At 67.3% G+C, this 21489-nt stretch carries 17 protein-coding genes and 2 tRNA genes; 10 read left to right on the forward strand and 9 right to left on the reverse strand.

Annotation, left to right across the window (positions count from 1 at the left end; translation table 11 throughout):
- Positions 1-90: 90 nt before the first annotated feature.
- Positions 91-1764, reverse strand: coding sequence for a thiol reductant ABC exporter subunit CydC (gene cydC / locus ACZLHH_RS15915; protein ID WP_180844505.1), 1674 nt, complete (start codon positions 1762-1764; stop codon positions 91-93).
- Positions 1761-3506, reverse strand: coding sequence for a thiol reductant ABC exporter subunit CydD (gene cydD / locus ACZLHH_RS15920; RefSeq protein ID WP_180844506.1), 1746 nt, complete (start codon positions 3504-3506; stop codon positions 1761-1763). Before cydD ends, cydC begins: the two co-directional genes overlap by 4 nt.
- A 228-nt stretch (positions 3507-3734) precedes the next feature.
- Between cydD and ACZLHH_RS15925 the strand changes: the two genes are divergently transcribed.
- The 10 genes from ACZLHH_RS15925 (at position 3735) to pgaD (ending at position 14425) form a co-directional block, all read left to right on the forward strand.
- On the forward strand, positions 3735-5324 hold the full coding sequence (locus ACZLHH_RS15925; RefSeq protein WP_071229725.1) for a cytochrome ubiquinol oxidase subunit I: 1590 nt from the start codon (positions 3735-3737) through the stop codon (positions 5322-5324).
- A 15-nt stretch (positions 5325-5339) separates the two neighbouring features.
- Positions 5340-6491 carry a cytochrome d ubiquinol oxidase subunit II gene (gene cydB / locus ACZLHH_RS15930; RefSeq protein WP_049435076.1) on the forward strand — a complete coding sequence of 384 codons (1152 nt, stop codon included), beginning with the start codon at positions 5340-5342 and terminating at the stop codon, positions 6489-6491.
- 58 nt (positions 6492-6549) lie between these two features.
- Positions 6550-6666: a cytochrome bd-I oxidase subunit CydX gene (cydX, locus tag ACZLHH_RS15935; RefSeq protein ID WP_005410354.1), complete on the forward strand. Its 117-nt coding sequence runs from the start codon at positions 6550-6552 to the stop codon at positions 6664-6666.
- A gap of 55 nt (positions 6667-6721) precedes the next feature.
- Positions 6722-6798, forward strand: a tRNA-Pro gene (locus ACZLHH_RS15940).
- A gap of 140 nt (positions 6799-6938) precedes the next feature.
- A tRNA-Pro gene (locus ACZLHH_RS15945) sits at positions 6939-7015 on the forward strand.
- 221 nt (positions 7016-7236) lie between these two features.
- A complete protein-coding gene (locus ACZLHH_RS15950; RefSeq protein WP_180844507.1) occupies positions 7237-8442 on the forward strand; it encodes a CynX/NimT family MFS transporter in 1206 nt (401 codons plus the stop codon).
- Positions 8443-8784: 342 nt separating this feature from the next.
- Positions 8785-10812, forward strand: coding sequence for a poly-beta-1,6 N-acetyl-D-glucosamine export porin PgaA (gene pgaA / locus ACZLHH_RS15955; protein ID WP_180844508.1), 2028 nt, complete (start codon positions 8785-8787; stop codon positions 10810-10812).
- A 1-nt stretch (position 10813) separates the two neighbouring features.
- Positions 10814-12700 carry a poly-beta-1,6-N-acetyl-D-glucosamine N-deacetylase PgaB gene (gene pgaB, locus ACZLHH_RS15960; RefSeq protein ID WP_180844509.1) on the forward strand — a complete coding sequence of 629 codons (1887 nt, stop codon included), beginning with the start codon at positions 10814-10816 and terminating at the stop codon, positions 12698-12700.
- Position 12701: 1 nt separating this feature from the next.
- On the forward strand, positions 12702-13958 hold the full coding sequence (gene pgaC / locus ACZLHH_RS15965; protein ID WP_101765810.1) for a poly-beta-1,6-N-acetyl-D-glucosamine synthase: 1257 nt from the start codon (positions 12702-12704) through the stop codon (positions 13956-13958).
- The gene (gene pgaD, locus ACZLHH_RS15970) at positions 13955-14425 is read left to right on the forward strand and encodes a poly-beta-1,6-N-acetyl-D-glucosamine biosynthesis protein PgaD (RefSeq protein ID WP_180844510.1); all 471 of its coding nucleotides are present in this window, start codon (positions 13955-13957) and stop codon (positions 14423-14425) included. Before pgaC ends, pgaD begins: the two co-directional genes overlap by 4 nt.
- Positions 14426-14562: 137 nt before the next feature.
- Here the strand turns inward: pgaD and ACZLHH_RS15975 are convergent, their stop codons facing one another.
- From ACZLHH_RS15975 to ACZLHH_RS16005, 7 genes are read right to left on the reverse strand one after another with little or no spacing between them, the layout of a single operon-like run.
- On the reverse strand, positions 14563-15834 hold the full coding sequence (locus tag ACZLHH_RS15975) for a glutamate-5-semialdehyde dehydrogenase (RefSeq protein ID WP_180844511.1): 1272 nt from the start codon (positions 15832-15834) through the stop codon (positions 14563-14565).
- On the reverse strand, positions 15831-16988 hold the full coding sequence (proB, locus tag ACZLHH_RS15980) for a glutamate 5-kinase (RefSeq protein ID WP_049401148.1): 1158 nt from the start codon (positions 16986-16988) through the stop codon (positions 15831-15833). Before proB ends, ACZLHH_RS15975 begins: the two co-directional genes overlap by 4 nt.
- An 11-nt stretch (positions 16989-16999) precedes the next feature.
- The gene (locus ACZLHH_RS15985; RefSeq protein WP_032129404.1) at positions 17000-17263 is read right to left on the reverse strand and encodes a YciI family protein; all 264 of its coding nucleotides are present in this window, start codon (positions 17261-17263) and stop codon (positions 17000-17002) included.
- Positions 17263-18558 (reverse strand): argininosuccinate lyase, encoded by a 1296-nt coding sequence (gene argH / locus ACZLHH_RS15990; protein WP_180844512.1) that lies wholly within the window; start codon positions 18556-18558, stop codon positions 17263-17265. The genes ACZLHH_RS15985 and argH overlap by 1 nt, the downstream gene beginning before the upstream one ends.
- A gap of 20 nt (positions 18559-18578) precedes the next feature.
- Positions 18579-19532 carry an N-acetyl-gamma-glutamyl-phosphate reductase gene (argC, locus tag ACZLHH_RS15995; protein WP_032129402.1) on the reverse strand — a complete coding sequence of 318 codons (954 nt, stop codon included), beginning with the start codon at positions 19530-19532 and terminating at the stop codon, positions 18579-18581.
- A complete protein-coding gene (locus ACZLHH_RS16000) occupies positions 19529-20131 on the reverse strand; it encodes a GNAT family N-acetyltransferase (RefSeq protein WP_180844513.1) in 603 nt (200 codons plus the stop codon). The genes argC and ACZLHH_RS16000 overlap by 4 nt, the downstream gene beginning before the upstream one ends.
- Before the next feature lie 3 nt (positions 20132-20134).
- Positions 20135-21463 carry an acetylglutamate kinase gene (locus ACZLHH_RS16005; RefSeq protein ID WP_032129401.1) on the reverse strand — a complete coding sequence of 443 codons (1329 nt, stop codon included), beginning with the start codon at positions 21461-21463 and terminating at the stop codon, positions 20135-20137.
- Positions 21464-21489 lie beyond the last annotated feature (26 nt).

The following is a 21489-nucleotide window of genomic DNA, read 5'->3' on the forward strand; positions in this document are numbered from 1 at the left end:
CGTTCAAATGGGTAGTGCCGGCCGCTGGCCGGCAATTCCGTATCCATATCAAGCGCCATGAGGTTGCCGGCCAGCGGCCGGCACTACCATTCACGCTTCGCGCACCAGAACCCCATCACGCAACCGGTACTGCGCATCCACCACGCCGTCGGGCAGGTCGTCGTGGGTGATCATCAGCAGGCTGCGCCCGTCCAGCAACCCGGAGAGGTCCTGCAGCAACGCACGTGCGGTATCCACATCCAGGCCTTCGGTCGGTTCGTCCAGCAGCAGGATCGGCGCATTGCGCAGCAGCGCGCGCGCCAGCGCCAGGCGTCGTGCCTGGCCGGCCGACATCGTCGCGCCGTTCTCGCCCACCCAGGTCTGCAGGCCACCGTTGCGCTCGGCCCACTCGCCCAGACGCACGCGACGCAGTACCGCCCACAACGCTGCGTCACTGGCATCGGGATCACCCAATCGCAGGTTCTCGGCCACGCTGCCGGCAAACACCGGCGCGTTCTGCGGCAGCCACGCCAGTTGCCGGTGCCAGTCGGCCTGGGCGAAATCACGCAGGTCGCGGCCCCCGTAGGTCAACCGTCCCTGTTGCGGATCCCATAACCGCAGCAGCAGGCTCGACAGGGTGGTCTTGCCACTGCCGCTGTCGCCGCGAATCGCGATCCGCTCGCCCGGCGCCAGGGTCAGCTGCAGGCCGGACAACACCGGCCGCGCCGCACCGGGCCACTGGAAGTGCACGTCATCCCAATGCACGCGCGCGGCCTGCGGCACCGCCTGCGGCGCCTGCGGGTCCTCCACCGTCGGCGGTTGCTCGACGATGGCCTGCAGGCGATCGGCGGCGATGCGCCCGGACTGCAGCGACTGCCAGGCCAGGCCCATGCCGGCCCACAGTTCGATCAGTGCCACGGTGAGGAACACCAGACCCGCTGCCATTTCCGGCGCGATGCGCTGCTGTTCGGCCGCATGCAGGGCCAACGCCAGCATCGCCACCAGGCCCAGTCCGGCGACCAGGCCATGCAGGGTCGAGGCCGCGATCAGGCGCCAGCGCCGACGACGATCCCGCGAAGCCAGCTGCTTGGCGGCCACGCGCACCTTCAACTGCCACGCTGCACCGGCATGCAACGCGGCCAGATCACCCGCGCCCTCCAGTCCTTCGAAGGCTGCGGTACGCAGGGCAGCACGATGCGCGGCACGGTCGGCCTCCTCATCGTCGCGACCACGCACGCCCAGCCACGGCACACCGAAGGCGATCAGCAACGCCAGCACCGCCAGCAGTACCGCCGCAGACGGCAGGATCACAGCGGCCGAGGCGATCGCCACCAGTGACAGCGCACCCAGCGCCACCAGCGGCCCGATCGCACGCACCAGCAGGCCATCCACCTCATTGATGTCACCCAGCAGGCGTGCCAGCAGTTCGCCGGTACGCGTGGCCCCCAGCCGCGCCGGCGCCAGTGGCAGCGCGCGGCGGAAGAACCACACGCGCAGGTCGCGGGCGATGCGCAGCGTGGCATCGTGGCCGACCAGCTTCTCGAAGTAGCGCGACACGATGCGCGCCATGGTCAGGCCGCGGATGCCGGCCGACGGCGAAAAGAAGTTGAAGCCCTGCGCCAGCCCGGCCGCACCGGCCAGCGCAGCGGCGGTCAGGAAGCCACCGGACAGGCCCAGCAGGGCGGTGCCGGCCAGCATCGTGATCCACAGCAGCAGCATGGTCAGCAGCAGGCGCGGCCGGTGGCGCAGGAACACCGCGCGCAGCGAATCAGGCGAGCGGCTCATGCGCGCACCGCCTGTGCCGGTTCCACCAGGCGGCCTTCCGGCAACAGCAGGCAACGGTCAGCCCACGCGATCACCGCCGGGCTGTGGGTGGCGACCACCACGCTGCGGCCACGTGCATACGCGGCCAGGCTGCGCAGCAGTGCGGCCTCGGTATCGGCATCGAGGAACGCGGTGGGCTCGTCCAGCAGCAGCACCTGCGGATCACGCAGCAACAGGCGGGCCAGGCCGATGCGGCGGGCTTCGCCGCCGGACAGGCCGAAGCCACGTTCGCCGATCACCGTATCCAGGCCCTGTGGCAGGCGCTGTGCGAACTGCAGCACCTGCGAGGCCTCGGCCACTGCGCGCAACCGCGCATCGCTGGCGCCGGGATCTGCCAGGCGCAGGTTGTCGGCGATGCTGCCGTGGAACAGGTACGGCCGCTGGCTGGCATAGGCCACCTGCACGCCGGGCCGCAGCTGCAGCTTGCCGGCGCGCGGCGGCAACCATCCGGCCAGTGCTTCCAGCAGCGTGCTCTTGCCGGATCCGCTGGGGCCGACCAGGGCCAGGCGCTGGCCCGGTTCCAGCAGCACATCCAGATCCTGCAGCACGTCCTGCGGCGCGCCCAACGGGCGCAGCACCAGCCCCTGCGCCTGCAGCGGCGGCAATGCGGCCTCGGCCGGCTCCGCCGCCAGCGGCGCGATCTCGTTCTCGATCAGGCCCTGCTCATCGGGCAGCGACTGCAGCAGGCGCTCCACCTCGGCGGCGGCAGCCAGTGCGTTGGCACGATCATGGTAGTGCGCGGCCAGACGCCGCAGCGGCGCGTAGAACTCCGGCGCCAGGAGCAGGCAGAACAGCCCGGCGCCCAGCGTCGGCACTGCTGCATGCAGCGTCATCAGGCCCAGATAACTCAGGCCCAGGTACAGCGCAACCATCGCCACGCTCACCGAGGCGAAGAATTCCAGCACCGTGGACGACAGGAAGGCGATCCGCAGCACCTTCATCGTGCGCACGCGCACGCCTTCAGCGGCGGCCGCGATGCCGTCCAGTTCGGCCTCGCCGCGGCCATACAGGCGCAGCAGGCCCAGACCCTTGATGCGGTCGGCGAAGTGGCCGCTCATCCGCGCAAGCTCGCCCAGCTGCGCACGGCCGGCGGCTTCAGCGCCCCAGCCCACCAGCATCATGAAGAACGGCACCAGCGGTGCGGTGAACAGCAGGATCAGCGCCACCACCCAATCCACCCAGGCCACAGCGGCCAGGATCAGCAGCGGCACCACCACCACTTCGGTGCGCACCGGCAGGAAGCCGCTGTAATAGCTCTCGATCGCATCACCGTGATGCAGCATCAGTTCGCCCAGTTCGCCGGTGCGGCGCTGCCGCAGCCACAGTGGGCCGTGGCCCAGCAGGCGTGCGAACACGCGTTCGCGCAATGCCAGGCGTGCAGCGTCGGCCACGTCACCGGCGGCGGCCTGGGTGGCGCTGCCCAGCAGGGTGCGCAGCACCAGGATCACCGCCAGTCCCGCCAGCACCGGTAGGCCCGATGCCAGCGGCGCGCGCTCCACCAGCACCTGCTGCACCAGCCAGGCGATGGCAGCGGCCTGGCCGATCAGCAGCGCGCCAGACAGGCTGATGCACAGCGCCGCCAGACGCTGGCGACCTCGAGCGGAGCGCGCAAGATCGGCCAGCCAGGCGGTGCGGGCACGCCGCTGGCGGGTCGTTTCGGCTTCCGGGGAAAGGCCGTCAGGGGTCGTTTCGGCAGCGCTCAAGGGGTCTTCACGGGTAACAGGGGAGACACGGCATTGTAGGCGCAGGCAATAGCCGGCCTCTGCGGCCAGCGGTCGCAGTCTTCATCAGGTTGGCATACGATCAACCGGGGCACCTGTTCATACATTGATCTGGATCAAGGCTGTTTGAAGTAGTCGGTCACATCATTCACGTCGTAGACCACCCTTCCCGCCACCTGCAACGGCACTATCCAACGAGGTAGCCAGGCCATGATTGATCAGACAGTCGTAGAACTGTCGCGGCTGCAATTCGCGCTGACCGCGATGTACCACTTCCTATTCGTACCGCTCACCCTCGGCCTGTCCTTCATGGTAGCCATCATGGAGAGCGTGTACGTGATGACCGGCAAGGAGATCTGGCGCAGGATGACCCTGTTCTGGGGCGTCCTGTTCGGCATCAACTTCGCCATGGGCGTCGCCACCGGCATCGTCATGGAATTCCAGTTCGGCATGAACTGGTCCTACTACAGCCACTACGTGGGTGACATCTTCGGTGCACCGCTGGCCATCGAAGGCCTGATGGCGTTCTTCCTGGAAGCCACCTTCGTCGGCCTGTTCTTCTTCGGTTGGAACCGCCTGACCAAGGTCAAGCACCTGATGGTGACCTGGCTGATGGCGCTGGGCACCAACCTGTCGGCCATCTGGATCCTGATCGCCAACGGCTGGATGCAGAACCCGACCGGCGCGGTGTTCAACCCGGAAACCATGCGCATGGAAGTCGTCGACTTCATGGCCGTGGTGTTCAACCCGGTGGCGCAGGCCAAGTTCGTGCACACCGTCAGCGCCGGTTACGTGACTGGTGCAGTGTTCGTGATGGCGATCAGCGCCCTGTTCCTGCTGCGCAACAAGCACAAGGACCTAGCCCGTCGTTCGTTCGCCGTGGCCGCAGCCTTCGGCCTGCTGTCGTCGCTGTCGGTGGTGGTGCTGGGTGACGAGAGCGGTTACGCCGCCAGCGAACACCAGAAGATGAAGCTGGCCGCGATCGAAGCGATGTGGGAGACCGAGCGTGCACCGGCCGACTTCACCGCCTTCGGCATCCCGAACCAGGAAACCCACCAGAACGACTACGCGGTGAAGATCCCGTACCTGATGGGCCTGATCGCCACCCGTTCGTTGAACCAGCCGATCCCGGGCATCCTGGAACTGGTCGAGCGCGCCGAACACCGCGTGCGCGGCGGCCAGCTGGCCTACGGTGCGCTGGAACGCCTGCGCGCGAACAAGAACGACGTTGAAGCGCGCGAGATGTTCGACCGCCATTGGCAGGACCTGGGCCATGGCCTGCTGCTCAAGCGCTACCGCGATGACATCCTCAACGCCACCCCGCAGGAAATCTCGCAGGCGGCGATGGACACCGTGCCGCGCGTGATGCCGCTGTTCTGGACCTTCCGCGTGATGGCCGGACTGGGCTTCTACCTCATCGCCTTCTTCGCGCTGGCCTTCTACTACTCCTGCCGCAACAACTTCCAGGACAAGCGCTGGTTCCTGCGCCTGGCCCTGTGGACGCTGCCGGCACCGTGGATCGCGATCGAATGTGGCTGGTTCGTGGCCGAATACGGTCGCCAGCCGTGGGCGGTCGACGGCGTGCTGCCGACCTTCTATGCAGCATCGGGCCTGGCCCTGCATGAAATCGTGCTGACCCTGGCCGGTTTCACCGCGATCTACACCGCGCTGATCGTGGTCGAGATCAAGCTGATGCTCAAGGCGATCCGCAAGGGTCCGGACGAGGTGCTGCCGTCGCTGCAGTCGCCCCAGCCGCATGCTTCCCACAATGCCTCGGCGCCGGCCGCCGGCCAGGCCTGAGGCAGGAGAACCAAGATGGATTTCATTCTTCTGGACTACACCACGCTGCGCGTGATCTGGTGGTTGCTGCTCGGCATCCTGCTGATCGGCTTCGCCGTGATGGATGGTTTCGACCTGGGCGTGGGCACCCTGCTGCCCTTCGTCGCCCGCAACGATGCCGAGCGCCGGCTGGTGATCAACACCATCGGCCCGGTCTGGGAAGGCAACCAAGTATGGCTGGTGCTCGGTGGCGGTGCGATCTTCGCCGCCTGGCCGCCGCTGTATGCGGTCAGCTTCTCCGGGTTCTACCTGGCGATGTTCGTGATCCTGTTCGCCCTGATCCTACGTCCGGTCGGCTTCAAGTTCCGCAGCAAGATGCCCAGCGAGCGCTGGCGCAACACCTGGGACTGGGCGCTGTTCATCGGTGGCTTCATCCCGGCGCTGATCATGGGCGTGGCGGTGGGCAACGTGGTGCTGGGCGTGCCGTTCCACTTCGATGACAGCATGCGCATCTTCTACACCGGCTCGTTCTTCGGCCTGCTGATGCCCTTCGCACTGCTGGCCGGCCTGCTCAGCGTGTCGATGCTGGTCGCCCACGGTGCCGCCATGCTGGTGCTGAAGACCGATGGCCCGGTGGCCGAGCGTGCGGCCCGCTTCGGCAGCATCGCCGCGATCATCGCCTTCGTGCTGTTCGCCGTCGGTGGCGCCTGGGTGGCCTTCGGTCTGCCGGGTTACCAGATCACCTCGCAGGTGGTCACCGATGGCGCCACCAATCCGCTGCTGAAGACCGCCGAACTCGGCGCCGCCGGTGGCTGGATGCGCAACTACAGCGCGATGCCGGCCACGATCCTGGCCCCGCTGCTCGGCCTGGCCGGCCTGCTGGCCAGTGCGGTGCTGCTGCGTGCCCGTCGCGGCGGCCTGGCCTTCATCGCCTCCGGCGCGGCCATCGCCGGCATCATCCTGACCGTCGGCTTCGCCATCTTCCCGTTCCTGCTGCCGTCCTCGAGCCAGCCCACCTCCAGCCTGACCGTGTGGGATGCCTCGTCCAGCCACCTGACCCTGTGGATCATGCTGCTGGCCACGGCGGTGTTCCTGCCGATCATCATCGGTTACACCACCTGGGTGTACCGCGTGCTGAAGGGCAAGACCACCACCGAAGAGATGGGCAACAACCCGAACGCGTATTGATCGCCTGCACGTGTGCCGACCAACGGTCGGCACCTACCCGGAATGAAGGAGACTGATCATGTGGTATTTCGCCTGGATTCTCGGCGCCGGCCTCGCCTCGACGGTGGCCATCCTCAACGGCATGTGGTTCGAAGCCCGCGAGCAGAACCGCATCGAGAAAGAAAATCGTCGCTGAGCTGTAAAAAAACCTTGCCGCCTTGGCCTTCACACGGTATCTTAGGCGGCTCCTTCGGGGTGTAGCTCAGTCTGGTAGAGCGCTACGTTCGGGACGTAGAGGTCGCAGGTTCGAATCCTGTCTCCCCGACCACTTCGGTGGTCGCATTGAAGCCTGGTGAAGTCGTCCAGGCTTTTTTGTTCCCTGAAGTGGCACTGCTTCGGCAGTGTGAAGAAAACGGCATTTACCCCTTGCCGCCATCGGGGTAAATCGCTAGAATAGGCGGCTCCCTTCGGGGTGTAGCTCAGTCTGGTAGAGCGCTACGTTCGGGACGTAGAGGTCGCAGGTTCGAATCCTGTCTCCCCGACCACTTCGGTGGTCACCAAGAAGCCTGGAAGACATCACTGTCCTCCGGGTTTTTTTGTATCAGGCACCCGGCCGCCCGCATGACGGGACCTTGCCGGAGGCCGCACGTACAATGGCCGCGCTGCCGGCCCGCCAGCAGCCCCTTCCCCACCTGCCGCTTCGGCGTAGACCGATGCCGGCGCTGCATGCCATTGCCCCGGCGTGCGACACCTGCAAGGACCACCGATGAGTTCCTCCACTTCCGATTCGCCGTCGCTGCTGCACGGGCGCGTCCTCGCGTTCGCCGCGATCCTGCTGGCAGCGATCAACCTGCGCACCGCGGTCACCTCGATCACCCCGCTGCTGGACGTGCTCGGCCAGCAGTTCGGCTTCGGCACCACCATGACCGGTGTACTGGGCATGCTGCCGACCGCCTCGTTCGCGCTGTTCGGCGTCGCCACGCCGGCACTGGCCCGGCGCCTCGGGCTGGAGCGCACCACGCTGCTGGCGATGGTGATGGCAATGGCCGGCCTGCTGCTGCGTTCCAGCGCCGGCAACGTCGGCACGCTGCTGTTGGGTTCGGTGGTGGCACTGGCCGGCATGGGCATCGGCAACGTGGTGGTGCCGCCGTTGGTGAAGCGCTATTTCGCCAACAAGGTCGGCACCATGAGCACGCTCTACATCAGCGTGCTGCAGCTGGGCACGATGCTGCCGGCGCTGCTGGCGGTGCCAGTGGCCAACGCCGCAGGCTGGCGCGTGTCGCTGGGCATGTGGGCGCTGCTGGCGCTGGCTGCCGCACTGCCGTGGCTGGTGCTGGCCACGCGCGCGCCGAAGCCGCAGTCCAACGCGTCCGATCCGACCGCGCAGCCGCACGGCAAGGTCTGGCGCACGTCGCTGGGCTGGAGCATGACGCTGATGTTCGGCATGACATCGCTGATGACCTACTCGATGTTCACCTGGCTGCCGCGCATCGTGGTCGAGGCCGGTGGCACGCCGGCGTTCGGTGGCGTGATGGTCGCCGTGTTCTCGGCGCTGGGCCTGCTGCCGTCGCTGGTCATTCCATCGATGGCGGTGCGCCTGCAGAACCCGTTCCCGCTGGTGCTGATCGGCTTCTTCTCGTTCGTGATCGCCTTCACCGGCCTGCTGCTGGCACCGATGAAGGCGCCACTGCTGTGGGCCTGCCTGCTCGGCGTCGGCCCGTCCACCTTCCCGCTGGCACTGACCCTGATCAACCTGCGCACGCGCACCCCGACCGGTTCGGCGGCGCTGTCCGGCTTCATGCAGGGCGTGGGCTACAGCTTCAGCTGCCTGGGCCCGTTCCTGGTGGGCTGGCTGCACACGGTCAGCGACGGCTGGACCCTCCCGTTCAGCTTCCTGTTCGGCTGCGCCACCCTGATGCTGTGCGCCTCGTGGGTGGCCTGCAAGCCGCGCAAGCTGGAAGACCTCTGGTAAGCCACCTGGGCCCCGCAACTGGCCCCACCTACCGCTCGTCAGCCCGTTTGCGCATTTTGACGCCGGGCTGACAATTCCGGGCGGATAGTGCCCACGAATGCCCATCCTTGCCGCGTGCCGGCATCGGGCATGGGGGCGGTCGCGCCGCCCAGGCCACCACTCGGTGTGCGGGGGACTTTCGTTTCAGACAAGACATTGCAGGTCGCTGTCCGGGTTGTACCCGCCCTTGCTGGGCGGCATGCACGAAGGGAGTGACGCAGGCCACGGCCATCCCAGAATCTGGCATGTGATGTGCGTCACATTTTCACAGGTTGTCTGGTTCGGAAGCCAAGGGGGTCCCCAATGGTTGTCCACCGCCGGCTGGCGCTCTGCGTCGGCCTTGCCTGCACCGCCCTCGCCTGGGCCAGCAGCGCTGCCCCGCCCGACCGCGACGCGGCGTTGGCCGAGATCGGCCGCTACCGAGACCAGGCGCGTTGGCTGGACGCCCTGGGCGCGATCGAGCGCGCCAGCCAGCAGCAACCCAACGACGACCTGCTGTTCAAGCTGCGCGTACTGACGCTGGGCGACATCGGCAACGCCTGGCGCGCGTGGGCGCTGTACCAGCAGCGCCCGCAGCTCTTCGACGATGCACAGAAGCAGCGCCTGGAAGGCGACTACCTGGCCAAGCTGGTGGTCTGGAGCCTGGCCTACAGCAGCAGCGAAGACAGCCGCCTGGAAGAGGCCGAATCGACCCTGGCCCGCATGCAGCGCTACCTTGGCGGCGAAGGCACGCCGCCCGCACAGGCACCGCTGCGAATCCGCATGGACCGCCTGATCCTGCTCAACCGGCTGGGCCGCCATGCACAGGTCCGCGAGGAAGCCCGGGCACTGCAGGCCGAAGGCCACACCCTGCCCGACTATGTGCTGCCCGCAGTGGGCGATTCGTTGATGGGCACCCTGCACCCGGAGGAAGCCATTCCGGTGCTGCAGGCCGCGGTGGCCGGCGACCCGACACGCGACGCCTCGCATTCGGAGCTGGCCTACGCCTACCTGGAAAGCGAGCAGCAGGAAAAGGCCATCGACCTGCTGCAGGCATGGCGTGACAAGGAGCCGGCGTGGCGCTGGAGCAACGGCAAGTCACCGTACGCGAACTGGTCGCGCTACGAGGCCGATCTCAACCTGGCGATGGTGCGCGCCTACAGCGGCGACCTGCACACCGCGCAGCACGACCTGGAGTCGATGGTCGAGATCGCACCCGGCAACGGCGGGCTGCAGAGTGCGCTGGGCAGCGTCTACATGATGCGCGGCTGGCCACGCAGGGCGCTGCAGCGCCAGCAGATGGCACACGCACTGGACCCGCGTGACATCGAACCGCGCCTGGGCATGGAAGAAGCCTACGTCGCCCTGCAGCGCGACGACCTGGCGCGACCGCTGCGCGATGACCTGGTCGCTCGCTATCCCACCCAGCCGGCGGTCGAACGCATGGACCAGGCCTGGCGTGCGCATCGCGGCTGGCAGCTGAAGGCATGGACCGACATCGGCCACAGCTCCGGGGGCGGTGGCACCTCGCCACTGGGCAACAACGATCGCCACTACGGCGTGGAAGTGGAGACGCCGATCCTTGATGACCGCTGGCGGTTGTTCGCCCTCGCCGACCGGCGTTCGGCCGACTTCCAGGACCAGCGCATCGATCCGTTGTGGCTGGGCGCGGGCGTGCGTTACCGCTTCGGGCGGCTGGATGCAGAAGCAGCCGTACTGCGCGCCAACGACCACATCGGCGATACCGGCCTGCGCGCCGGCGTCGGCTGGCAGTTCAACGATTACTGGCATGCCGGCGTGGTGGCCGCGCGCAATGATCCGGACGCCTCGATGCAGGCGCGCGTGGCCGGCATCACCGCCGACAGCGTGACCGCGCAGGTGGACTACCGGCGCAGCGAGCTCACGCACTGGATGTTCGGCGCCAGCCGCTTCCGCTACGACGATGGCAACCATCGCGAGCTGTTCAGCACCCGCCTGGAACAGCGCCTGCTGACCCGCCCCCGCTGGCTGATCGATGGCCTGGCCAGCGCCTACACCAGTCGCGGCAGCCGCGACGATGCGCCCTACTTCAACCCGAAACGCGACCGCATGGTCGAGATCGGCCTGCGCATCGACCAGCAGCTGTGGCGCCATTACGAGCGTCACTTCCGGCACCGGCTGACCGTCTCGCTGGGTGATTACTGGCAGGACGGTTTCGGCAGTGCGTTGGTGCCGTCGGTGTCCTACATGCATGAGTGGCAGCTGGGCCCCGGCCGCGTGTTCGAGTACGGCGTGCGCTGGTCGCGGCCGGTCTACGACGGCCATCGCGAACGCCATATCGGCTTCGAAGCCGCATTGCGCTGGGGAGACTGACATGGCCCGCATCCTGCGACTGATCGTGCTCCTGCTGCTGGCCAGCGTGCCGCCGGCGTTCGCGCAGCAACCCCTGCATCTTGATGCGATCGACAACGGCCTGCTGATCCTCAGCTACCACGACATCCGCGACCAGGTGGCCGCCAAGGGCGATGCCGATACCTATGCGGTGAGCACGCAGAACTTCGCCGCGCACCTGGACTGGCTCGGCGCGCATGGCTACCACCCGGTCTCGTTGTCGCAGGTGATCGAAGCCTCGCAGGGCCGTGCCACGCTGCCACCGAAACCGGTGCTGCTGACCTTCGACGATGGCCTGCGCAGCGTCTACGACAAAGCCTTCCCGCTGCTGCAGGCCTACCACTACCCGGCCCTGGTGGCGGTGATCACCGACTACGTGGACATGGCACCGGGGCGCACCATCGACTACGGCTACCGCCCGTTCGGGCACAATGACTTCGTCACCTGGGCGCAGCTGAAGCAGATGCACGACAGCGGCCTGATCGAAGTGGCCAGCCATACCGACGACCTGCACCACGGCGTGCTCGCCAATCCACAGGGCAATTCCACGCCCGCCGTGGTTACCCGCATCTACACCCCCGCCACGCACAGCTACGAGAGCGAGGCGCAGTACGAACAGCGCCTGCATGCCGATCTCTCGCGCAGCGCGCAGCGCATCGAACAGCACCTGGGCGTGCGCCCGCGCGCCATCGTCTGGCCGTACGCCGCCTACAACCAGTTGAGCAACGACATCGCCGAGCAGCTGGGCATGCCGGTCTCGTTCGACCTGGAGGGCCGCAGCACGCCGGTGGCCAGCGACCTGCATGGTCTGGCGCGCTTCCTGGTCAGCGACAACCCGACCGTGGAAGGCCTGGCCTATGAACTGCGCCGTGACGTGGCGCTCGACGGCATCCGCACCCTGCAGATCGATCTGGATGATGTGTACGACCCCGACCCCGCACAGCAGGCGCGCAATCTCGATGCACTGATCGAGCGGGTCAAGCGCATCGCACCGACCCATGTCTACCTGCAGGCCTTCGCCGACCCGGACGGCAACAACACCGCCGATGCGCTGTATTTCCCGAACCGGCACATGCCGATGCGGGCGGACCTGTTCAGCCGCGTCGCCTGGCAGCTGAAATCCCGCGCTGGGGTGAAGGTCTACGCGTGGCTACCGGTGCTTGGCTTCGAGCTGCCCGACCCGGTGCAGCGCAAGGCGCTGGCGATCCGCAATGGTGATGCCGATGGCATGTACCGGTTGGATTTCACCAACCCGAAGGCCCGGCAGATCATGCTCGACATCTACGAGGATCTGGCGGTCAATTCCTACTTCGAAGGCCTGCTGTTCCATGACGACGGTTACCTGCGCGACACCGAGCTGCCCACTCTGGCGGCCGGCGACGATGGCAGCGCACGTACCCAGGCACTGATCGACTTCACTCTGGCCCTGCGCGACAGTGCGCAGCGCTGGCGGCCGAAACTGGCAACGGTGCGCAACCTGTATGCAGAGCCGGTACTCCGCCCGCAGAGCGAAGCCTGGTTCGCGCAACGCCTGGACCTGTTCAACAAGGCCTACGACCAGACGGCGCTGATGGCGATGCCGTGGATGGAAGGCAGCAGGCACCCCGAGCGCTGGCTCGATCAGTTGCTGGCCGCGGTACGCGCACACGACCCGCAGCTTCAGCACACGCTGTTCGAGCTGCAGACCGTCGATTGGCGCAACGGGCAGCCGATTCCCGCCGAGCGCCTGCGTGCGCAGATCCGCCAGCTGCAGGCGCAGGGTGTGCACCACTTCGCCTGGTACCCGGATGACTTCATCGCCGACCAGCCCTCCACCCGCGATGCCCGCGCGGCGATGTCCGCCGGCACCTTCCCGTACCCGGAGAAGTGACATGGACATGCATCCGCTGCTGCAGGTCCTGTTCCAGTTCGCCTTCTACTACCCGATGGTGATGGCGTTCTTCTGGATGTCCGGTGGCCTCTACTACTACTTCCGGCGCGAGCGGCATTCGCGGCCACGCAACGATCCACCGCTGATGATCGATCCACCGTTCGCCAGCCTGCTGATTCCCTGCCACAACGAAGCGGAGAACCTGGGCGACACGCTTGGTGCGGCATTGGCACAGCGCTATCCGGCCGATTACGAGGTAATCGCCATCGACGATGGCAGCAGCGACGACACCGGTGCCCGCCTGGATGCGCTGGCCGCGAAGTACCCGCGGCTGCGCGTGCTGCACCTGGATCGCAACCTGGGCAAGGCCAACGCCCTGCGCATGGGCGCGCTGGCGGCACGCTCGGAATATCTTGTGTGCATCGACGGCGATGCAATGCTGGAAGAACACGCGCTGCACTGGATGATCTGGCACCTGGTCAGTGGCAACCGGGTCGGCGCGGTCACCGGCAACCCGCGCATCCGCAACCGCTCCACCCTGCTGGGTCGGCTGCAGGTGGCCGAGTTCTCCTCGATCATCGGCATGATCAAGCGGGCGCAGCGCGTGTATGGCCGCATCTTCACCATCTCCGGCGTGATCGCCGGCTTCCGCCGCACCGCCCTGCACCAGGTCGGCTGGTGGTCGGATGACATGGTGACCGAGGACATCGACATCAGCTGGCGCCTGCAGCGCGCGCACTGGGATATCCGCTACGAACCCAACGCGCTGTGCTTCATCCTGATGCCGGAGACACTCAAGGGCCTGTGGCGGCAGCGCCTGCGCTGGGCCCAGGGCGGCGTGGAGGTGATGCTGCGCCACGCGCGCTCGCTGCTGCACTGGAAGGAACGGCGCATGTGGGGCGTGCTGCTGGAATACGTGCTGAGCGTGGTCTGGGCCTACACCATGCTGTTCATCGTGCTGCTGTGGGCACTGGGCAAGTTCATCGAGCTGCCGCCGCAGCTGCATATCGCCAGCCTGCTGCCGGAGTGGCATGGCGTGATTCTGGCGCTGGTCTGCCTGCTGCAGTTCGCCAGCAGCCTGATCATCGACCGGCGTTACGAAACACAGATTGGACGCAATTATTTCTGGGTCATCTGGTACCCGATGGCGTACTGGCTGATCAGCCTTTCCACCACCCTGGTGGCGCTGCCGAAGACGCTGCTGCGCCGTCGCAGCAAGCGGGCCACCTGGACCAGCCCTGACCGGGGGATCCGATGAACGCGCAACGCCCGTCCAACCGCTTCGACTCGCGGATGATCCGCAAGCCGCATCGCCAGCCACGCTTCCAGCGCACTGCCTGGGGCTTCGTCACCCTGGCGTTCTGGGGCTTCTACTTCTACCTGTGGGCACCCCTGGTGACCCTGCTTTCGTGGCTGATCGGTGGCCAGCTGGCCTGGCGGCAGCTGTACGAACGGCAGAACCAGTTCGACCCGTACGTGCTGGTGGCGCTGCCATTGATGCTGCTGTGCGCCAGCGTGCTGCTGATCGGCTGGGCCGAGTACAACCGTGCCCGCTTCCGTGGCCACGAGCGGCGCTTGCCGCGGCCCCTGGCCAGCCTCAACGAAGTGGCCGCCGATCTGGGCGCCAGCACCGGGCTGGCCGAACGCCTGATGGGCTGCAAGGCCGCCACGCTGCACATGGATGAACACGCACGGCCGGTCGGCATCCGCCGCGAGGTGGTGTAACTCGATTGCCCTGGGTGCCGACCTTGGTCGGCACTTGCTTTGGTAGATGCCGACCTTGGTCGGCGTTCGCTCTGGTGGGTGCCGACCTTGGTCGGCACCGGGGTCTACCGCGAAGAGCATCCACGCATGGCGTGGATCTACTTGCGGGTCTGCCCTTCACCGCGCACGACAAATCGTTCGACGGTGAGTGCCTCCAGCCCCATCGGGCCGTACGCGTGCAGGCGCGTGGTAGAGATGCCGATCTCGCTGCCCAGGCCCAGCTGGCCGCCGTCGGAGAAACGCGAGGACGCATTGACCATCACCACCGCCGAGCGCAGCGCAGTGACGAAGCGCTCGGCGTTGCCTGCGTCTTCGGTGGCGATCACTTCGGTATGGTCGGAGGTGTAGGCACGGATGTGCGCAATGGCAGCGTCGAGATCGTCAACCACGCGTACCGCCAGCACCAGATCAAGGAACTCGGCGGCATAGTCGTCTTCAGTGGCCAACAAGCTGCCCGGCAGCAGCGGCTGCGCCTGCGCATCGGCGCGCAGCTGCACGCCGCGCTCGCCGAGCGCCTGCGCCACGCGCGGCAGGAACGCTTCGGCCACCTCGCGGTGCACCAGCAGCGTTTCCAGCGAGTTGCAGGCTGCAGGGCGGCTGCACTTGCCATCCACCAGCAGGTCAATGGCCTTGCCGAGGTCGGCGCTGGCATCCACGAACAGATGGCACACGCCCTTGTAATGCTTGATCACCGGCACCCGCGCATGCTCGGCGACGAAGCGGATCAGGCCTTCGCCGCCACGCGGAATGGCCAGGTCGATCAGCTCATGCAACTGCAGCAGTCCCAGAATCGCTTCGCGGCGCAGGTCGGTCAGCACGGTCACCGCAGCCGGCGGGACGCCGTTGGCCTTCAATGCGCCGGACAGCGCCTGGGCGATGGCGGTGTTGGAGTGGATCGCCTCGGAACCACCGCGCAGGATCACGCCATTGCCGGCCTTCAGGCACAGGGCGGCCGCTTCGGCGGTCACGTTCGGGCGTGCCTCGTAGATCATCGCGATCACCCCCAGCGGAACGCGCACCTTCTGCACCCGGATGCCGTTTGGACGCACATCGTCGCGGGTGACCTGGCCGACCGGATCGGGCAGCGCAGCGACCTCACGCACGGCTTCGGCCATCGCGAACAGGCGTGCCGGATCCAGCGCCAGGCGGTCGAGCATGGCACTGCCAACGCCCTTGTCGCGCGCGGCGGCGAGGTCACGCGCATTGCCGGCCAGGATCAGCCCGGCATTCACTTCCAGTGCCTGGGCCATTGCCAGCAGCAGCGTGCGGCGCGCCGCACTGTCGAGGCCGGCAACGATCTGGGCCGCGTCACGGCAGGCACGCGCCTGCGCTTCGATTTCGCTAATCGGGGTGTCCTTCAAACCGGTCATGGCAGCACCAGATCGTCGCGATGGACGACACTGCCACCGTAGTTGTAGCCCAGCACGGCCTCGATGTCGCGCGAATGGCGACCGGCGATCCGGCGCACATCATCGGCGGCGTACTGGCTGACACCGCGGGCGATGCAGACACGGCCCTGTGGTGCATTCCAGCACACCTGCACCATATCGCCACGCCGGAACGCGCCCTCCGCACCGGTGATGCCACCGGGCAGCAGCGAGGCGCCCTTCTCGCGCATGGCCTGTGCCGCACCGGCATCGATCACGATCGCGCCTTCGGTCAGCGGTGCATGCCGCAGCCAGTGCTTGCGGGCCGCCTCGCGGCTGCGCGCGGCGTGGATGCGGGTGCCGAACAGGCGGTCCTGCGCCAGTGCACGCACCACGTCGCTGCTGCGGCCGTTGAAAAGGTAGGTCTCGATGCCGAGACGACCCGCCTTGGCCGCCGCCTCAAGCTTGGTCCGCATGCCGCCGGTGCCGGCGCGCGACCCTGCGCCGCCGGCCATCGCCAGCACCTCGTCACTCAGTTCCGGCACGTCGTGCAGTGGCCGCGCATCGGCCACGGTGCGCGGGTCCGCGCTGTACAGGCCGTCGATGTCGGTGGCAATGAACAGTGCATCGGCATCGACCAGCGCGGCCACGGTGGCGGCCAGGTTGTCGTTGTCGCCGAGCTTGAGTTCGTCCACCGACACGGTATCGTTCTCGTTGACCACCGGCAACGCGCCCAGCCGCAGCAACTCATTGAGCGTGGCGCGTGCGTTGAGGTAGCGGCGGCGGTTGCGCAGGTCGTCGTGGGTCAGCAGCACCTGCGCCACGGGGCGCTCGAAGAAGCGCTGCCAGAGCCCGATCAGCTGCGCCTGGCCGAGCGCGGCCAGGGCCTGCCGCGCCGCCATCGCCGCACCGGGTTCATCGGCCCGCGGCAGGATCGCGCGCCCCGCCGCAACCGCGCCGGAAGACACGATCACCACCTCGCGTCCGGCCAGGACGTTGGCGGAAACAAACTGGGCCAGGCCCAGCGCGTGGCGTGGCGACAGGCCGCCGCCATCGGCCGCCAGCAGGCTGCTGCCGACTTTCAGCACCGCACGCCGCCACGGCGGCAGCGCTTGTTCGGGGAACGGCGAGGCGACGTGGGCAGCGTGCTGGATCATCGGTCAGGCTCTCAGCGGGTGTTCCATTCGTGCACGGTCAGCGCGGAGGCCTGCATCGTCACCAGCGGATCGGTGGCGACGATGGCCTGCGCCTGCGCCAGGCTGTCCACGTTGCACAGCACATAGGCGCCACCGCTGCCATCGGCAAAACCGCCGGTCAGCTGCAGCTTGCCCTGTGCCTGCAACGCATCGAGAAAGTCACGATGCGGCTGCACGGCGGCGGCGTTGAAATCGGGCCGGCGCATGGCCAGCACCAGGTAGACGGTGCCGGCCATCAGGACAGCGCCTGCCAGCGCGCGTGCAGTTCGTCCAGGCGCAGGTCGGCGGCCGAACCCGGCGATACGCGTGCGGCCAGGCTGCCTTCCGGAGTACGCCCCTGCCCTGCGCTGTCGGCACCGGCGGCAGCAGCCTTGTAGGCCTCGCGGAACGGCACGCCGGCCACCGCCGCTTCCACCGCGACGTCGGTGGCGTACATGCCCGAGTCGATTGCCGCGCGAATCTTGTCGTCGCGCCATTCCAGGTTGGCCAGCAGCGCCGGCAGCAGTTCCAGCGCCGACAGGCCGCGACCGAAGCCGTGGAAGATGGCGCCCTTGGACGACTGCAGGTCGCGGTGATAGCCCGACGGCAGCGACAGCAGCTGCTCGATCTCGGTACGCGCGGCGGCGACGCTGGCGTGGGTCGCGCGCATCAGCTCGATCACGTCCGGATTGCGCTTGTTGGGCATGATCGAACTGCCGGTGGTGTACTGCGCCGGCAGCGCGACGAAGCCGAACTCGGCGCTGGTGAACAGCGACAGGTCCCAGGCAATGCGGCGCAGGTCCAGCGTGGCGCCGCCCAGCGCTTCCAGCGCGGCCAGTTCGAACTTGCCGCGCGACAGCTGCGCGTAGATCGGCGAGATCTGCATGCGGGCGAAACCGAGCGCGGCCGTGGTGTGCTCACGGTCCAGCGGCAGGTTCACACCGTAGCCGGCAGCCGTGCCAAGCGGATTGGCGTCGACCAGCGCATGGGTGTCGCGCGCGCGGATGGCGTTGTCGATGAAGGCCTCGGCCCAGCCGGCCCACCACATGCCGGCCGAGGACACCACGGCACGCTGGATGTGGGTGTAGCCGGGGATCGGCAGATCCTTCTCGGCCTGCGCACGGTCCAGCGCGACCTTGGCAACCTCGGCGCTGAGCTGGGCCACACGCTGCAGCTTCTCCTTCAGCCACAGGCGGGTGGCGACCAGGATCTGGTCATTGCGGCTGCGGCCGGTGTGGATCTTGCGGCCGGCATCGCCGAGACGTTCGGTCAGGCGCGCTTCGATCGCCGAGTGACCATCTTCGTACTGCGTGTCCAGCACGAAGCGGCCTTCGCGGAAGTCCTGCGCCAGCAACTCCAGTTCGCGCAGCAGGCCTTCCAGCTCGTCGGCGCTGAGGATGCCGATGTGCTGCAGGCCTTGTGCATGCGCGGCGCTGGCGGCGATGTCGTGCAGGAAGAATTCGCGATCGAGGATCACGTCATCGCCGGCGAGGAAGGTCTGGATCTGGGCGTCGACGGCGACGCCGGGCTTCTGCCAAAGAAGGTCTGCCATGGGGGCTCCGGAATACGTGTTCAGTGCGGGATCGACGTCAGTTCGTCGATGCCCAGCGCGAGGTTGAGGTTCTGCATGGCCTGGGTGGCCGCGCCCTTGAGCAGGTTGTCCAGGGTCGCCACCACCACCACCCGCTTGCCGCCCGGGGCCAGGGTGAAGCCACCGACCTGCGCACCGTGGCGGCCGGCGATGCGGCTGACCCACGGCGCTTCATCCACTACCTCGATCAGCGGTTCGCCCGCATAGGCCTGCTGGAAGCGCTCGACGATCTGTTCGCGGGTCTGCACGCGGTTCAGCCACAGGTTGGCGGTGAGCGTGATGCCGCGGAAATGCGGCGCGACATGCGGCATGAATTCAACCGCCACGCCCAGCTGGACCGACACTTCACGCTCGTGCACGTGGTTGGTCAGCGCATACGGCATCAGGTTGTCGGCCAGCAGTTCGACGTTGTTCTTGTCCGACGGCGTGGTGCCGGCGCCGGAATAGCCGGACACACCGAAGCACTGCGGCGGGCCGGCCAGCAGGTCCAGCAGCGGATGCACCGCCAGCTGCATCGCCGTGGCATAGCAGCCCGGGTTGCTGATGTGCTTCTGGCCGTTGTAGCGGCCTCGGGTCAGCTCCGGCAGGCCGTAGTACCAGCTGTTGTCGAAGCGGTAGTCGGCCGACAGGTCGACGATGACGGTGTCCGGCTTCGCCGCTTCCAGTGCGGCCACGAACGGTGCGGCCAGGCCGTTGGGCAGGGCCAGGATCACCGCGTCCACGCCCTTGGCGGCCACCGCGTCGGCGTCCAGGTTCTCGTACTGCAGCTCGCCCTGGAATTCCGGATGGTGGTCGGACAGGCGCTGCCCGGCGCGTTCGCGCGAGGACACGAAGGCCAGCTTCAGCCGCGGATGTGCGGCCACCAGCTTGATCAGCTCGGCACCGGTATGGCCACGGGCGCCGACGATGCCCAGGGTGAAAGTCGAATCGTTCATGCGTGGCTGTCCAGGCGGTACTGCAGGTGGCGCTTCACGCCCTGCCATTCCGTATCGATGATGGAGAAGATGACGGTGTCGCGCGGCGTGCCGTCGGCGTGCCGCTTGTGGTTGCGCAGCACGCCGTCCTGCTTGGCGCCGAGGCGGGCGATGGCGGTGCGCGAGGTGAAGTTGAACCAGCTGGTTTCCAGCACCAGGCTGATGCAGCCCATGGTTTCGAAGGCGTGCTGCAGCAGCAACAGCTTGGTTTCAGTGTTGACGCCGGTACGCTGCACGCGCGGTGCATACCAGGTGTAACCCAGGCTGAGCTTGGGCACGCCGGCATCCAGGTCGTAGAAGCGGGTGGTACCCACGATGTCACCCGCCGCATCGAGGATCACGAACGGCAGCACCTTGCCTTCTGCCTGTGCCTGCAGCGCGGCCTGCACATAGTGCTCGACCCGCTCCGGCGAAGGCACCTGGGTGTACCAGAGCTGGTCCAGGCCGCTGCCCTCCACGGCGGCGCGCAGGCCAGGCACATGCTCGGGCTGCAGCGGCTGCAGTGTCACGTGCTGGCCGCGCAGGGTGGGAGTCGTAGTCCAGTGATCGGAATGGTCCATCATTCAGCCCTGCAGGCTCGGTGCGCGCTGGGCGCAGTGGTCGACATAGGTGCTGATCCGGTCGATGCCATCGGCGCCGTACCAGAACACCTTCCAATGGCCCTGCTTGTAGCAGCCATCGGATTCAGCATAGTAGAAGTGATTGATCGGGTTGCCATTGCGCGAACGCCAGAACAGCTGCGGCGTTTCATCCCGCATCACGTTCCACACCGCGCGGCCGAGGCCTTCACCCTGTGCATCATCGAGCACGGCGAACTTGTCCAGGTACACGCCCTCGGCTTCGTCGGTGAGGATCACCGCGGTGCGGTAGTTCTCGCTGACATAGGCGCGCAGCAGCTTGGTCTTCTGGAAATAGTCAGGCACCAGCGTGCGGCCGAAGCTGGATTCGATCAGGCCCTTCAGCCGTGGCAGGTCCAGCTCGTTCCACGCGGTGGCGCGCAGCACCTTCTCGCCCTTGCGCACCAGCGTGCCCGAGCCCTTGTGGGTGAACAGTTCCTTGGCCAGGTCAGCCGGGCGCGTGATGGACACCGACGATTCCAGCGGCAGGCGGTCGAGCAGGTCCTTGATCTGTTCGATCTTCACCTTCATGCCGCCGTGGATCCACGGCTGCGCGATCAGGTGGTCGTACTCGGTGGACAGGTTGATCGAATCGATCACGCTGCCCTGCTCGTCCAGCAGGCCGCCGGTGCCGGTCAGGAAAATGATCTTGTACGGCTGCAGCTCCTGCACCAGCTCGTTGGCGGCGAAGTCGGCGTTGACGTTGAGGATCTGGCCACCCGCGGTTTCGCCCAGGCTGGTGATGACCGGGATAGAACCGGCGCGCAGGCTGGCCTCGATCGGCGCCAGGTTGACCCGCTTCACTTCACCGACCAGGCCGTAGGTGTCCACGTCCAGGTACTCCGCCTCGAACACGCCACCGGTGATCGAGGTGGCACGCGCGCCGTTCTGCTGCAGGGCTTCGACCAGGCGCAGGTTGGACTGCTGGAACACCCGGCGCACGATCGCCAGTGCCTCCGGCGAGGTCACGCGCAGACCGTTGACGGTCTGCTTTTCGATGCCGGCGGCCGACAGTTCGGCATCCAGCTGCGGGCCGGCGCCGTGCAGCACGATCGGGGTCAGGCCGACTTCCTGCAGGAACGACAGCGAAGAGGTCAGCGCGTCGAGATCGTCGCGCAGCACCGCGCCGCCGACCTTGACCACGGCAAAGCGCTTGGCGTCCAGCTGCGAGAAGCGCTTGAGGTACTGGCTGATCTCCTTCGCGCTGGCCATGCTGGAAAGCAGGCGCACGATGGTCTGGCGGGTCTGGCGGTGGGGCTGGAGGGCAGGAGACATTTCGGTTTCGTCACAGGCGGCGGTCG

This window comes from Stenotrophomonas sp. 28608_Sma (assembly GCF_056486185.1).

Excerpts from the sequence above, each read along its gene's own strand:
- pgaC (WP_101765810.1), top strand. The coding sequence starts at position 12,702 with ATGGACATGCATCCGCTGCTGCAGGTCCTGTTCCAGTTCGCCTTCTAC.
- ACZLHH_RS16005 (WP_032129401.1), bottom strand. The coding sequence starts at position 21,463 with ATGTCTCCTGCCCTCCAGCCCCACCGCCAGACCCGCCAGACCATCGTG.
- argC (WP_032129402.1), bottom strand. The coding sequence starts at position 19,532 with ATGAACGATTCGACTTTCACCCTGGGCATCGTCGGCGCCCGTGGCCAT.
- cydX (WP_005410354.1), top strand. The coding sequence starts at position 6,550 with ATGTGGTATTTCGCCTGGATTCTCGGCGCCGGCCTCGCCTCGACGGTG.
- ACZLHH_RS15975 (WP_180844511.1), bottom strand. The coding sequence starts at position 15,834 with ATGACCGGTTTGAAGGACACCCCGATTAGCGAAATCGAAGCGCAGGCG.
- pgaA (WP_180844508.1), top strand. The coding sequence starts at position 8,785 with ATGGTTGTCCACCGCCGGCTGGCGCTCTGCGTCGGCCTTGCCTGCACC.
- ACZLHH_RS15925 (WP_071229725.1), top strand. The coding sequence starts at position 3,735 with ATGATTGATCAGACAGTCGTAGAACTGTCGCGGCTGCAATTCGCGCTG.
- ACZLHH_RS15950 (WP_180844507.1), top strand. The coding sequence starts at position 7,237 with ATGAGTTCCTCCACTTCCGATTCGCCGTCGCTGCTGCACGGGCGCGTC.
- ACZLHH_RS16000 (WP_180844513.1), bottom strand. The coding sequence starts at position 20,131 with ATGGACCATTCCGATCACTGGACTACGACTCCCACCCTGCGCGGCCAG.
- cydB (WP_049435076.1), top strand. The coding sequence starts at position 5,340 with ATGGATTTCATTCTTCTGGACTACACCACGCTGCGCGTGATCTGGTGG.
- pgaD (WP_180844510.1), top strand. The coding sequence starts at position 13,955 with ATGAACGCGCAACGCCCGTCCAACCGCTTCGACTCGCGGATGATCCGC.
- pgaB (WP_180844509.1), top strand. The coding sequence starts at position 10,814 with ATGGCCCGCATCCTGCGACTGATCGTGCTCCTGCTGCTGGCCAGCGTG.
- ACZLHH_RS15985 (WP_032129404.1), bottom strand. The coding sequence starts at position 17,263 with ATGGCCGGCACCGTCTACCTGGTGCTGGCCATGCGCCGGCCCGATTTC.
- cydC (WP_180844505.1), bottom strand. The coding sequence starts at position 1,764 with ATGAGCCGCTCGCCTGATTCGCTGCGCGCGGTGTTCCTGCGCCACCGG.
- argH (WP_180844512.1), bottom strand. The coding sequence starts at position 18,558 with ATGGCAGACCTTCTTTGGCAGAAGCCCGGCGTCGCCGTCGACGCCCAG.
- proB (WP_049401148.1), bottom strand. The coding sequence starts at position 16,988 with ATGATCCAGCACGCTGCCCACGTCGCCTCGCCGTTCCCCGAACAAGCG.